General features: G+C 68.4%; 11 protein-coding genes. 4 read left to right on the forward strand and 7 right to left on the reverse strand.

Translation table 11 applies throughout. From position 1 onward, the window contains the following. Nucleotides 1-42 precede the first annotated feature (42 nt). The 3 genes from R9J51_RS18020 to R9J51_RS18030 form a co-directional block, all read right to left on the reverse strand. Nucleotides 43-1,599, reverse strand: a complete 1,557-nt coding sequence (locus R9J51_RS18020) for a methyl-accepting chemotaxis protein (protein WP_218847380.1) — start codon at nt 1,597-1,599, stop codon at nt 43-45. Between the two features lie 130 nt (nt 1,600-1,729). Beyond that, the gene (locus R9J51_RS18025; protein ID WP_179505287.1) at nt 1,730-2,455 is read right to left on the reverse strand and encodes a response regulator transcription factor; all 726 of its coding nucleotides are present in this window, start codon (nt 2,453-2,455) and stop codon (nt 1,730-1,732) included. A gap of 3 nt (nt 2,456-2,458) precedes the next feature. Beyond that, the gene (locus tag R9J51_RS18030) at nt 2,459-4,003 is read right to left on the reverse strand and encodes a sensor histidine kinase (protein ID WP_432787646.1); all 1,545 of its coding nucleotides are present in this window, start codon (nt 4,001-4,003) and stop codon (nt 2,459-2,461) included. A gap of 143 nt (nt 4,004-4,146) precedes the next feature. On the opposite strand from R9J51_RS18030, the gene R9J51_RS18035 reads away from it, so the two are divergent. Further along, nucleotides 4,147-6,111, forward strand: a complete 1,965-nt coding sequence (locus R9J51_RS18035) for a potassium transporter Kup (protein ID WP_179505288.1) — start codon at nt 4,147-4,149, stop codon at nt 6,109-6,111. Nucleotides 6,112-6,301: 190 nt separating this feature from the next. Here R9J51_RS18035 and R9J51_RS18040 read toward each other — a convergent pair whose 3' ends face one another. The 3 genes from R9J51_RS18040 to modA are packed head-to-tail and all read right to left on the reverse strand — an operon-like array spanning nt 6,302 to nt 8,407. Continuing rightward, complete coding sequence (locus R9J51_RS18040) at nt 6,302-6,922, reverse strand: ATP-binding cassette domain-containing protein (RefSeq protein ID WP_179505289.1); 621 nt, start codon at nt 6,920-6,922, stop codon at nt 6,302-6,304. Beyond that, complete coding sequence (gene modB, locus R9J51_RS18045; protein ID WP_179505290.1) at nt 6,912-7,625, reverse strand: molybdate ABC transporter permease subunit; 714 nt, start codon at nt 7,623-7,625, stop codon at nt 6,912-6,914. The genes R9J51_RS18040 and modB overlap by 11 nt, the downstream gene beginning before the upstream one ends. Nucleotides 7,626-7,630: 5 nt before the next feature. After that, complete coding sequence (gene modA, locus R9J51_RS18050; protein WP_179505291.1) at nt 7,631-8,407, reverse strand: molybdate ABC transporter substrate-binding protein; 777 nt, start codon at nt 8,405-8,407, stop codon at nt 7,631-7,633. A 163-nt stretch (nt 8,408-8,570) separates the two neighbouring features. On the opposite strand from modA, the gene R9J51_RS18055 reads away from it, so the two are divergent. The 3 genes from R9J51_RS18055 to R9J51_RS18065 all read left to right on the forward strand — a co-directional run bounded on the left by R9J51_RS18055 (nt 8,571) and on the right by R9J51_RS18065 (nt 10,936). After that, on the forward strand, nt 8,571-9,323 hold the full coding sequence (locus tag R9J51_RS18055) for a thioredoxin domain-containing protein (RefSeq protein WP_179505292.1): 753 nt from the start codon (nt 8,571-8,573) through the stop codon (nt 9,321-9,323). A gap of 80 nt (nt 9,324-9,403) precedes the next feature. Then, nucleotides 9,404-9,859: an Lrp/AsnC family transcriptional regulator gene (locus R9J51_RS18060; RefSeq protein ID WP_168556900.1), complete on the forward strand. Its 456-nt coding sequence runs from the start codon at nt 9,404-9,406 to the stop codon at nt 9,857-9,859. A 3-nt stretch (nt 9,860-9,862) separates the two neighbouring features. Beyond that, a complete protein-coding gene (locus tag R9J51_RS18065) occupies nt 9,863-10,936 on the forward strand; it encodes a serine hydrolase domain-containing protein (protein ID WP_179505293.1) in 1,074 nt (357 codons plus the stop codon). Here R9J51_RS18065 and R9J51_RS18070 read toward each other — a convergent pair whose 3' ends face one another. Continuing rightward, nucleotides 10,937-12,415 (reverse strand): MFS transporter, encoded by a 1,479-nt coding sequence (locus R9J51_RS18070; protein WP_168556898.1) that lies wholly within the window; start codon nt 12,413-12,415, stop codon nt 10,937-10,939. Between the last annotated feature and the right edge of the window lie 19 nt (nt 12,416-12,434).

Below are 12,434 nucleotides of genomic sequence, written 5' to 3' on the forward strand. Positions count from 1 at the left end.
CACGACGCCTAGGCAGGCCGGGATGCGGCGGATCGAGACCGCTTAGAACTCCGACCAATCGTCTTCCGACAATGCGGTATTGCCGGCGCTGCGCGGGGCGGGCGCCGGGCGTGGACGCGGTGGCGCAGCGGGCGGCGCAACCGGCGCGGCGGCGGCCGGCGGCGGGGCCGACGGCACGGGGGTTGGCAACGGCGGCGGGGCTGCCGGCCTGACAGGCACCGCAACCGGCGCTGCCATGGGGGTCGGCGCGGGCACTGGGTCAGGCGTGGGCGCGCGGGGTGCCGTGGTGGGGGTGGGGGCCGCCTGCCCGGCGGCAAAGCGGAACTTGCCCAACTCGCGCGCCATCACGCCGGCCTGATCGGCCAGGTTGCGCGCCGTGGCGGTGGCTTCCTCGGCCATGGCGGCGTTCTGCTGGGTGATCGAATCGACATCGCGCACGGTGGCGTTGATCTGGCCCAGCGTTTCGGCCTGCTGGGTGGAGGTGCCGCTGATCCGGCGCATGACATCGTTGATTTCGCTGACGCTGGCGGCAATGCGCTCCAGTGCGTCGCCGGTGGCGGTGACCAGCCCCACCCCGCTGGAAACCTGTTCGGTGGAACTGCCGATGCGGGCGCGGATGTCGCGCGCGGCGTCGCCAGCGCGCTGCGCCAAGGCCCGCACTTCGCTCGCGACCACGGCAAAGCCCTTGCCGGCGTCCCCGGCGCGGGCCGCTTCCACCCCGGCGTTGAGCGCAAGCAGATTGGTCTGGAACGCGATGGCGTCGATCACGCCAACGATTTCGGCGATTTCCTGCGAGGATTTCTCGATCGCGGCCATGGCGTCGATGGCGCGTCCCACCACTTCGCCCGATTGCCGTGCCTCGTCCAGCGTGGTCTGCACCATCGCGCTGGCGTGGCCTGCTTCCTGCACCGACTTCTGCACGCTTTCGTTGATCTGGCGCAGCGCAGCAGCGGCTTCCTCAACGGCTGCGGCCTGCTGTTCGGTGCGGGTGGAAAGGTCTTCCGATCCGGCCAGGATCTCGGCCGATCCGTTGGACACCTGCTCGGCAATGCCGCCCACCGATCGCATCGCGCCGGCCATCGCATCGACGGCGGAATTGAACGCCGTGCGCAGGCATTCGTAGTCCTGGCGGAAGGCGCGCGTCAGGCGGCAATCGAGGTCTCCGCCGGCAAGCCGCTCCAGCCCGTCGCGCAGGGCATCGACCACCGCAGAGGTTTCCGCCTGGCTCTGCACCTGGATCATCAGCGCATCACTGCCATCCATCTCCACCGGGGTAAGCGTCACCAGCATGCGCAGCGGCTGGCCCTGGCGATCGAGATTGAGCCATTCGAACCGCGAGAAGCCCTGGCGCTGGGCTTCGGCCAGCCGCTCGGCCACATGGACATCCGAGGGGCGGCCATCGGCCTGGCGCGGCGCCGCCAGCGAGCCCGGCGTGGCCCCGATGATTTCCTGGCGGGTGCGCTGATAGACGCGTTCGGCCGCCGCGTTGCACAACGTGAAGCAACCGTTCTGCATCAAGAGGAAGCCGTCGGGCGACCGCTCGAGCACGGCCTGCGCAAATCGGGTCTCGAGCGGAACGACAACGCGCCTTTTGAACATGCAACCTTTCCCCGGTTCCGGTGGACTGAACAGACGGGTCCGGCGCTATCATCGCGACGCTCAAACGCAGCTTAAACGATGGCCACGTAAACATCCGGGTGGGGCGCTGTGGCTTGGGCGAAGCCCGGCGTCATCCTCGCGCAAGATCAAGACGATAGCCGATGCCTGGCTCGTTGCGCAGGGCGGATTGGCCGGGTGGCCGGTCGCTTTCCAGCTTGCGCCGGATGCCACGCGCGGCAACGCGCAGATATTCCACGTCGGTTTCATGGCCCGGCCCCCAGATCGTGCGCAAGAGCTGCGCATGGGTCACCACGCGCCCGGCATGGCCGGCCAGTTCGGCCAGGAACGCATATTCCTTGGGCGCGAGGTGTACTTCCACGCCCGCTTTGCGCACCTGCCGCGCGGCAAGGTCGATCTCCACATCGGCAAAGCGCAGTAACGCGCCGCCTGCTGCCCCGGCGCCGCCGGCCAATCGCGCGCGGTGGCGCAGGGCGGTGCGCACGCGGGCCAGGATTTCGTCGGGATCGAACGGCTTGGTGACATAGTCGCTGGCGCCAAGATCGAGCGCGGCAACCTTTTCCGCCGTGGCATCGCGTGCCGAAAGCACCACCACGGCAAGGCCCGCGGCCACCAGTTGCGGCAGGATTTCCAGGCCGTCGCGATCGGGCAGGCCCAGATCGAGCAGCGCCAGATCGGGCGCGTGGGCGGCCCGCTGGTCCAGTGCCTGGGCGGCGCTGGCAGCCTCGCTCACCACATAGCCGGCCTGGCCCAGGGTGTGGTGCAACAAGGCGCGGATGGCAGGATCATCATCCACCACAAGCACCCGCGCGTTCTTCGCCTCGACCACGCCGCTCATGCCTTACGCCTCCACCGCGCGAACCAGCGCGGACGGCACATGCAGGGCAAAGCGGGCGCCGCCGTCTGGGCGATTGGCCGCCGTCACCGCCAGCCCCATGGCTTCGGCAAAGCCCTTAACGATCGCGAGACCCAGGCCAGTGCCGCCCTGCCGATCAGACCCTTCCAGCCTGGTGAACATCCCGAAAATTCGCTCCTCCTCGCCAGGCGTAACGCCGGGCCCATTGTCACACACGGCCAGTTCCACCCCGCCCTGCCCGTCGGCCAGGGCCTCTACGCGGATCGCGCCGCCGCCGCCATGGCGGGCAGCGTTGTCGATCAGGTTGATCAGGCAATGGTGCAACAGGCGCGGATCGGCCAGCACCAGCGGCAAGTCCTCAGGCACGGCCAGGTCCACCTGGCGCGCCAAACCGGCCGGGGCCAGGTGATCGAGCGCGGCATCGCAGGCTTCGGCCAGGTCCACCGGCTCGGGCTCGCGGCGCAAGGCACCGGTTTCCATCCGCACCATCTCGATCAGGTTGGCAACAAACCGGTCGAGCCGCTCTGCCTCGCTCCGCGCGCTGGCCAGGGCCACGGCCTGTTCGTGGTCCAGAGGACGCAGCGCGCGCAGGGTGCCGAGCACGGTGGTCAGTGGCGTGCGCAGATCATGCCCGATCGAGGACAGCAAGGCACTGCGCAGGCGTTCGCGTTCTTGCACGCGGCCCAGCGCCAGCTTTTCCTCTTCCAGGCCGATCCGCGCCAGGGCCAGCCCGGTCTGCGCCAACAGGCTTTCCAGCAAGGGCGCCTGCGCGCCTTGCAAGGGCAGATCGGCATCAGGATCGCCCACGCCCACCACGGCCAAGGGGCCATGGCTGCCCGGCACGGGCAGGAACAGCCATTCCGATGCGGTGGGCACCAGCCCGCCCGGCCCGGCAGAGCGCCCACTGTCCAGGCACCACTGCGCCGCCGCCGCTTCGAGAAGATCGAGCCGGTCATGCGCAGGGCGTGCCGCCACCAGTTCCACGATGCCCTGCGCATCGGGCGCTGCCACCAGCACGCGCAGGCCGAACAGATGCGCCACTTCGCTGGCCAGCAAGGTCCACAGCGCGTCGCGCCGGATCACGCCCATCAATCGTCCGGCAAAGCCGGCCAGCAAGGCGTCGCGCCCGGCCTGCGCCTGGGCCAGCATTGCCTGCTGGCGCAGGCGCGCGGCCATGTGGCTGCCCACCAGCGCCACGCCCAGCAGGATGACCAGCGTGATCAGGTGCGATGGATCGGCCACCGCCATGGTGAAGCGGGGCGGAATAAAGAAGTAGTTGTAGCACAAGGACGACAGCACGCCCGCCGCCAGCCCGGGCCGCAATCCCAGGCGAATAGCGGCAAACATCACCGGCACCAGATAGAGCAGCCCGATATCGGCAATGTCGCCCCGCGCCAGCAGCGTCAGCCCCATCAATGTGGCAAGGCCGATCAGCGCGGCCGTGGCCAGGAGGCCGGCAAGCAGCCCATCGCCCTCGGCAGTGCCGGTCGGAGGCGCAATGCGGTGGGCGTGAGCAAGGGTCATAGCCATGGGATGCCGCACCAGTGCCCCTGCTGTCGAGAGGCCAGGCTGTCGCACCCGGTCGCGGCCTCACGACAAAGAAGGCGTGAAGCGGCGTAAAGAATGCATAAATTTCGTCGCGCCCGGTCACGCCGGGGCGTAGCGGCGCCGCCATGACTGCCATACCCCTTTCGGCGGCGCCCGATTCCGCGGCCGCCAGTGCGTCCGCTGCCACCGATCATGCGCCTGCCAGCGCTTCGCCCGGAACACATGATGGCCACCCGCCACAGGGCCTCGTGCCCCTGGCCGTGGGCGCCATCGGCGTGGTGTTCGGCGATATCGGCACCTCGCCGCTCTATTCGCTGAAGGAAAGCTTCATCGGGCACCATCGCCTGGCGGTGGATGCCGATCATATCTTCGGCGTGCTCTCCCTGATGTTCTGGACCATGACGCTGATCGTCACGGTCAAGTATGTCTTCGTGATCCTGCGCGCCGACAACAAGGGCGAAGGGGGCAGCCTGGCGCTGCTCGCGCTGATCGGCCGGCAACTCAAGCCGGGCCGGTGGACGGCGTTCACCGCGATCCTGGGCATCGTCGCCACGGCCCTGTTCTATGGCGACGCCATCATCACACCGGCGGTTTCGGTGCTTTCGGCGGTGGAAGGGCTCACCGTGGTGCACCCCGCCTTTGCCGACGTGGTCCTGCCGATTTCGATCGCCATTCTCATCGGCCTGTTCGCCATCCAGTCGCGCGGCACGGCGGCGGTGGGCAAGTTGTTTGGCCCGGTGATGCTGGTCTATTTCCTGGTCATCGCGCTGCTTGGCCTCAACGGCATTGCCCGTGCGCCGGAAATCCTGCTGGCGGTGAACCCCTGGTATGCGGTGAAATTCTTCACGCTCGATCCCCTGCTGGCGTTCCTGGCGCTGGGTTCCGTCGTGCTGGCGGTGACCGGGGCCGAAGCGCTCTATGCCGACATGGGCCACTTCGGCCGTCGCGCGATCATGGTCGCGTGGCTGTGGGTGGCGTTTCCCTGCCTGCTGATCAACTATGCCGGCCAATCGGCCCTGCTCTTGCGCAACCCGGCCATGGTGGAAAATCCGTTCTTCCTGATGGCCCCGGATTGGGCGCGCCTGCCGCTGGTGATCCTGGCCACCCTGGCCACGGTCATCGCCAGCCAGGCGGTGATCTCGGGCGCGTTCTCGGTTTCGCAGCAGGCGGTGCAGCTTGGCTTCCTGCCACGCATCCGCATCCTGCACACCAGTGCCAGCGCGGCCGGACAGGTCTATGTTCCGCTGGTGAACTGGGTCTTGCTGGCGATGGTCATCCTGCTGGTGCTGGCGTTTCGCACGTCGAGCAACCTGGCCTCGGCCTATGGCATTGCCGTGACCGGTACGATGTTCATCACCGCCTGCATGCTCGGCGTGCTGACCTTTGCCGTGTGGAAGTGGCACCCGCTGGTGGCGGGCCTCGTCACCGGCACGTTCCTGGTGATCGACGGCGCCTATTTCGCCTCGAACGCCACCAAGATTCCCGATGGCGGCTGGTTCCCGCTGCTGGTGGCGGCGATCACGTTCACCGCGCTCACCACCTGGGCCACCGGGCGGCGCATCCTGCGCGAGCGCCTGGCCGAAGACGCCATGCCGTTCGACCTGTTCCTGGGTTCGGTGTGCGAGCGCGTGCGCCGGGTCAAAGGCACGGCGGTGTTCATGGCGTCGACCGTCGAAGGCATCCCGCCCGCGCTGCTGCACAACTTGAAGCACAACCACATCCTGCACGAACGCGTGGTGATCCTGACCGTGATTACCGCCGGCGTGCCCCACGTGCCCGATCACAAGCGGCGCGACGTGGAAGACATGGGCCACGGCTTCTATCGGATGATCATCAACAGCGGCTTTATGGACGAGGCGGACATTCCCGCCGAACTGGCCGCGGAAACCCGCGCAGGCGGACCGTTCAAGCCGATGGAAACCAGCTATTTCCTGGCGCGGCAAACCCTGATCGCGTCAAAGCGGCCGGGTATGGCGATCTGGCGGGAAAAGCTGTTTGCTTGGATGGTGCGCAATTCGGAAAGCCCGATGCAGTTCTTCCGCCTGCCCACCAACCGCGTGATCGAACTGGGCAGCCAGTTGGAAATCTAGCGGTGGCCGCGCGAGGGCTTCGACAGGCTCAGCCCGAACGGAAGCCCTTCTAACTCCCCCTCCTCTTCAGAGGAGGGGGTCGGGGGGTGGTGGAACCCTTGCGCGAGGCTTCGCACCACCCCCGGCCCTCCTCTGAAGAGGAGGGGAGAATCGGCCTGCATCTCAACTCGTTCGCCAGGATTCAGGCCCGCTAAATTTCCACCACCGCATCAGCCAGCCGCGCCACATCCTGCTGCTGGTGCGATACCAGCAGGACCGGCAGGGCAAAGGCATCGCGGATGCGCGCGATCAGGGCAATCACCCCTTCGCGCCGCGCCGGATCGAGCGCGGTCAGCGGTTCGTCCATCAACAGGAAACGCGGGGCCGACAGCAGCGCCCGGCCGATCGCCACGCGCTGCGCTTCCCCGCCCGACAACGTGTGCGGGCGCCGGCCGAGCAAAGGCGTGATGTCGAGGAAGCCGGTCACTTCCTCCAGCGTCAGCGTGCGGCGTTCGGCCGGGGCGTGGCGCCAGCCGAACAGCAGGTTGTCCCGCACGGACAGGTGCGGGAACAGGCGCAAGTCCTGAAAGACATAGCCAGCGGCGCGGACCTGGGGGGGCAGGTCGATCCCGCTGGCGGCATCGAACAGGACGGCGCCATCCACGGCGATGCGGCCCGAACGCGGGCGCAACAGGCCGGCGACGGCATCGAGCGTGCTGGTCTTGCCCTGCCCTGACGGGCCAACCAGCGCGGTAATGCCGGGCCCGCCGGCCACGCGCACGGCAAATTCGCGGCCACCGCGCGCCAGCACGATGTCGATATCAAAGGACATGCGCGCCCCTGCCCCCCTGCAAGCCAACGCCCCCCTGGCGCCGCGCCAGCCATTCCGAGCCGACCAGCGCCAGCAGCGACAGCACCACCGCCACCACGGCCAGGCGCCAGACCGTGGCTTCGCCGCCGGGCACCTGCAACGCGGCATAGATCGCCAGCGGCAGCGTCTGGGTTTCCCCCGGAATGTTGGACACGAACGTGATCGTGGCGCCGAATTCGCCCAGCGAGCGCGCAAAGCCCAGCACCGCACCGGCGAGCATGCCCGGCGCGCAGAGCGGCAAGGTCACCTGGCGGAATGTGGCCCATGGCCCGGCGCCCAGGGTGCGCGCGGCCTGCTCCAGCCGGGGATCGACCGCTTCAAGCGACAGGCGGATGGCCCGCACCATCAACGGCAGGGCCATGATCGCGGCAGCCAGTGCCGCGCCGGTCCAGCGGAACAGCAGGGTCACGCCAAACGTGCGCCACAGCCAGCCACCCATCGGGCCGGCCGGCGCAAATGCCACCAGCAGCATCCAGCCGATCACCACCGGCGGCAAGACCAGCGGCAGGTGCACCACCGCATCGAGCACCAGGCGCCCGCGAAACCGCCCACGCGCCAGCGCCCAGGCCAGGGCAAAGGCGATGGGCAGAACGCCCAGGATGGCAACGCCGCTGACTTTGGCCGACAGCGCCACCACGCCCCATTCCTGTGCCGAAAGCAGCATGCCCGTCAGTGTGCCACAAAGCCGAAGCGACGGAAAATCGCCTTGCCCTGCCCAGACAGCAGGAAGCGACGAAAACCTTCGGCATCGGGATGGGTGGAACTGGCCAGCCGGGCCAGCGGATAGGTGATCGGCGCATGGCTGCCGGCGGGAAACACCCCCACCACCCGCACGCCCGGTTCGGCCCGCGCATCGGTGGCATAGACGATGCCCAGCGGCGCGGCGCCATGGGCGATCAGGGCCAGCGCGGCACGCACGTTTTCGGCCCGCGCCACTTGTCCCTGAACCTGGCTCCACACCCCCAGCCGTTCCAGCGCCGCCTTGCCATAGCGGCCGGCCGGCACGGCATCGGGATCGCCCATCGCCAGCTTGCCCCCGCCCAGCGCGCGCGCCAGCGGGAAACCAGGCGCGGGATAGAGCCGCAAGGCGCTGCCCGCCGGAGCCACGATCACCAGCGCGTTGGTCACCAGCCGCGCACGCGTGCGCGGTGCCAGGAGACCGGCATGCGCAACATCGTCCATCCAGTCTTCATCGGCCGACACGAACAGGTCGGCCGGAGCATGGGCCTCGATCTGTCGCGCCAGCGCCGAAGAGGCCGCGAACGATACCACCGGCCGTGCATGGCCCAACGCCGACCAGCGATCGGCCGCGGCGTTCATCGCTTCCTGCAGGCTGGCTGCGGCCAGCACCAGCGGCCCCTTGCCCAGGCCCTGTGCGGCGGCGGGCGCGGCGCTCGTGGCCAGAGCGGCGATCACGGCAAGAAAACGCAGAACAAGGCGGCCCATGGCAACTCCACAACGGATGCGCTGTATTTGGCGGGATATATTCAGCTGCCCTACAGCCAGCCAGGGCGAAATGCAAAAAGCACGGGCGCGGCAAAGCGGGCTTGCCGCCTGCCCCGGATTGGGCAAGAGCACGCACACGCAAGCGTAAGGACAAGGAACAGCAATGCGCGCATGGTTCCGGGCTATGGCCCTGGCGGCAACGATCACGGTCTCGGCGATGGGCCCTATGGCCGCCCAGGCACTGGCCGCGCCGGCCCAATTGCCCGATATCCCGGCCCCGTGGCGCACCGTTCCCGATGTGGGTGCGCTGCTGGCGCAAGATCGCGTCTCGGGCCCGGTCCAGGCGCCCGTGAGCGTGGTGGTCTGGTCCGATCCCGAATGCCCCTATTGCAAGCAGTTTTCCGGCGTGCCCGACGCGGCCATTTCGCGGGCCAAGGGCCAGGCCAACCTGGCCATTCGCATGCTGCCCCTGCCGTTCCACGGTGCGGCCGCCGTGCTGGGCGGCATGGCGGCGCTGTGCGTGGCCGATCAGGGCGGGTCGGCGGCCTATTACCGTTTCCTGGGCGATTACTTTGCCCGCACCGGCGGCAATGGCCGCGGCCTGCCTGGCAATAGCACCGATCGCGGCCGCGGCGCGGTGGTCGCGCTCGCCCGGCAGGATGGCGCCGCCGACGCGGCCAAGCTCGACGCCTGCCTGCGCAGCGACGATACCCTGGGGCGCCTGGCGGCCGAAGGCGACGCCGCCGAACGCGCCACGGTGCAAGGCACGCCGGCCGTTGCCGTGCGCAACAACACCACGGGCGAAACCATCCTCGTCGATGGGGCGATCGATGGCGAAACCCTGGACGCGGCGATCGCCCTGATGGCCGCGCGCAGCACCCGCCACGGCCCGCCGCCGGCGGATTATTCGCGTTGATCCAGATTGAGCCCCAAATTGAGCCAAAGTTTCCCGCGAATCAGGCTTCAAACGCCAAGTTTTCGCGCTAAACGGCAGGGATGGACCGCATAGATCGCAAGTTGCTGGCTGCACTGCAGGCAGATTCGCAAAGTTCGCTGGCACAACTGGCCGATCGGGTGGGGCTTTCCAGCTCTGCCTGCCACCGGCGGATGCGCGCGCTGGAAGAAAACGGCACGATCACGGGCTATGGCGCACGGGTTGACGCGGGCAAGATCGGGCTCAACCTGCATGCCCTGATCGACATCACCTTGGAAAGCCAGAGCCGCGAAGCGATGGAACGGTTCGAACGCGCTGCGCTGGATTCGACTGAAATCCTTGAATGTTATCTCATCTCGGGCACGGGTGATTATCGCCTGCGCATCGGCGCGCGCGACATGGCCGATTACGACCGGCTACACCGCGATTGCCTGGCCCGCCTGCCCGGGGTCAGCGCGATGCACACCAGCTTCGTGATCCGCCCGATCAAGGCGTGGAACGGCTATGCCCTTGGATAGGGCATGATCATGGCAAGGCGCGGCATGCTCGGCCTGTTGGCTGGATTGCCGTGGGCGGGCCTGGCGCGCGCGGCGTCGCTGTCCTTTCCGCGCGATACGGCGGCCGCTGGCCGGCTGCGCCGCCGCCTGGGGGTTCCCGCGCTGGCTGCCGGTTGGCGCGAAGGCGCCACGGGGGGTGAAACCTGCGCCGGCCTGCGCATGATCGGCGCTACGGCGCCTGTCGCACAAGGCGATGCCTGGCACTGGGGCTCCGTCACCAAGCCGGTGACTGCCACGCTGATTGCCCTGGCGGTGGAAGCGGGTGAGCTTGCCTGGGACGAGCCGCTGCTGGCACGCCTGGCCTGGCACGATGCACCGGCCTGGCAGGGCGTTACGCTCTTGCACCTGCTGTCCCATACCAGCGGCTTTCCCCGGTTGGACAGCGATGGCGAAATGGATGCCTTTCCGGCAGAGGAAGCCGATCCGCGCGCCAGCCGCCTGGCCCTGACCCGCATGACTCTCGCCCGCGCGCCCGAGGCCGCGCCCGGCACACGCTTCATCTATTCCAACCGCAATTATGTGGCTGCGGCCGCGATGCTTGAGGCGGCCTGCGGCCAGCCCTGGGAAACGCTGGTGGCCCAGCGCCTGTTCGCGCCGCTTGGCATGGCCGGGGCGGGCTTTGGCGCACCGGGCACGCCGGGCCTGCTGGACCAGCCGGTGGGCCATGCCTGGTGGCCCGGTGAAGCCGGCGTGCCCCACCCGCCGGGCGTACCACCGACCGACAATCCCGCCGTTGCGGGGCCCGCCGCAAGGCTGCACGCGCCCATCGCCGCGATGATCGCGTTCCTTGAGGCCCACCGCACCCGCGCGCCACTGTTGCGGCCGCAAACCTGGCAGCGGCTGCACACCCCGCCGTTCGGCGGCAGCTATGCGCTGGGTTGGGTCGTGCGCCCCGATGGCACCTTGTGGCACGATGGCAGCAACAACCTGTGGACCGCGCAAGTGCTGGTGAGACCCGATGCCGCGCGCGCGATTGCCACCAACTGGGGCGATCACCAGCGGCTGGCAACGCCGCTGGAGGCGGCGCTGCACAGTTGATCAATCGGTCTCTTCCACCCGCGCCATGGCCACCACCGCGCCAGCCATGACAAGCGCCGCCACCAGCATCGTCCACTTCGGCTCGTCAGGAAAAAAGCTGCGCATCACCCCGCCCATGGCCGTCGCGACGATGAGCTGCGGGATCACGATGAACAAGTTGAACAACCCGATATAGATGCCGAACTTGCGCGGGGGCAGCACCCGGGTGAGGATCACATAGGGCATGCCCAGAATGGAAGCCCAGGCCACGCCCACCAGGGCCATCGGCACCAGCAGCAGTGTGGCATCGCGGATCACCAGCAGCAGCACGAAGGCCAGCGCCCCGGCGCCCAGCCCCACCATATGCGTGCGCACATTGCCGATCCGCCGCGCCAGCACCGGCAGGGCAAACGCCGCCAGTGCCGCAACGCCATTGTAAAAGGCGAACATCACGCCCACCCAGTCGGCCCCGGCGTTATAGGCTGCGCCACTGGTGTCTGTGGCATGGAACACTTCGCGCGTGACCACCGGCGTGGTGTAGATCCACAGGATGAACAGCGCGACCCAGGTGAAGAACTGCGCCAGGGCCAATTGCCGCATCGCGCGCGGCATCTGCGCCAGGTCGCTTACCACATGGGCCAGCGCGCCGGTGCTGCCCAATGCCCGCACCACCACCTGCAACACGCCGAACGCCACCAACCCGCCGCCCAGCACCAGCAACTGCTTGTCGAGGCCCAGCGCCAAGACCAGGCCGAGCAGCACCGCCCCGCCGATGATCCACAGCGGCCCGCGCGCGGGATAGACCAGCGGCCCATGGCTGGCCTCGGTTTCCGGCTCTTCGGCAAAGGCGGCCATCTGCGCCGGGCTGTATTCGCGCACGCGCAGCGCGGTCCACGCCACTGCCGCCACCATGGCAAAGGCGCCGAGGTAGAAACTATAGCGCACCGAGGGTGGGATCACCCCTTCGGGTGCGGTATTGGCAATGCCCATTGCCTTGAACGCAGCCGGCGCCAGGCTGCCCAGCACCGCGCCCGCACCGATGAACCAGGTTTGCAGGGCAAAGCCCTGGGCGCGCTGATGCGGCGGCGTCATGTCGCCCACAAAGGCGCGAAACGGTTCCATCGCCACGTTGAGCGAAGCGTCGAGCAACCAGAGGAACAGCGCGGCCAGGATCAGCAGCGGCGTGTTGGGCAGGCCCAGCAGCGCCAGCGCCGCCAGAACCGCGCCGGCCACGAAATAGGGCCGCCGCCGGCCGAATTTGCCCCAGGTGCGATCCGACCAGTGCCCGATCAGCGGCTGCACCACCAGGCCCGTGACCGGCCCCGCGATCCACAGGAATGCCAGATCGTCCACCTTGCTGCCCAGCGCCTGGAAAATACGGCTGACGTTGGCGTTCTGCAGGGCAAAGGCCAATTGGATGCCGAAAAAGCCGAAGCTGGTGTTCCACAGCCCCCAGAATGTCTGTGGGGGTTTTTGTGCCCCAAACGCAGCGGTGCTCATGGCGTCCTCTCTTCATTTC

The organism is Novosphingobium rhizosphaerae (assembly GCF_050920675.1).
Lineage (GTDB): Bacteria > Pseudomonadota > Alphaproteobacteria > Sphingomonadales > Sphingomonadaceae > Novosphingobium > Novosphingobium rhizosphaerae.

Bases quoted from the DNA above. Each gene is read 5' to 3' on its own strand.
- R9J51_RS18070 (WP_168556898.1), bottom strand. From the start codon at position 12,415: ATGAGCACCGCTGCGTTTGGGGCACAAAAACCCCCACAGACATTCTGG.
- R9J51_RS18030 (WP_432787646.1), bottom strand. From the start codon at position 4,003: ATGGCTATGACCCTTGCTCACGCCCACCGCATTGCGCCTCCGACCGGC.
- R9J51_RS18020 (WP_218847380.1), bottom strand. From the start codon at position 1,599: ATGTTCAAAAGGCGCGTTGTCGTTCCGCTCGAGACCCGATTTGCGCAG.
- R9J51_RS18055 (WP_179505292.1), top strand. From the start codon at position 8,571: ATGCGCGCATGGTTCCGGGCTATGGCCCTGGCGGCAACGATCACGGTC.
- R9J51_RS18065 (WP_179505293.1), top strand. From the start codon at position 9,863: ATGATCATGGCAAGGCGCGGCATGCTCGGCCTGTTGGCTGGATTGCCG.
- R9J51_RS18035 (WP_179505288.1), top strand. From the start codon at position 4,147: ATGACTGCCATACCCCTTTCGGCGGCGCCCGATTCCGCGGCCGCCAGT.
- R9J51_RS18025 (WP_179505287.1), bottom strand. From the start codon at position 2,455: ATGAGCGGCGTGGTCGAGGCGAAGAACGCGCGGGTGCTTGTGGTGGAT.
- R9J51_RS18040 (WP_179505289.1), bottom strand. From the start codon at position 6,922: ATGTCCTTTGATATCGACATCGTGCTGGCGCGCGGTGGCCGCGAATTT.
- R9J51_RS18060 (WP_168556900.1), top strand. From the start codon at position 9,404: ATGGACCGCATAGATCGCAAGTTGCTGGCTGCACTGCAGGCAGATTCG.
- modA (WP_179505291.1), bottom strand. From the start codon at position 8,407: ATGGGCCGCCTTGTTCTGCGTTTTCTTGCCGTGATCGCCGCTCTGGCC.
- modB (WP_179505290.1), bottom strand. From the start codon at position 7,625: ATGCTGCTTTCGGCACAGGAATGGGGCGTGGTGGCGCTGTCGGCCAAA.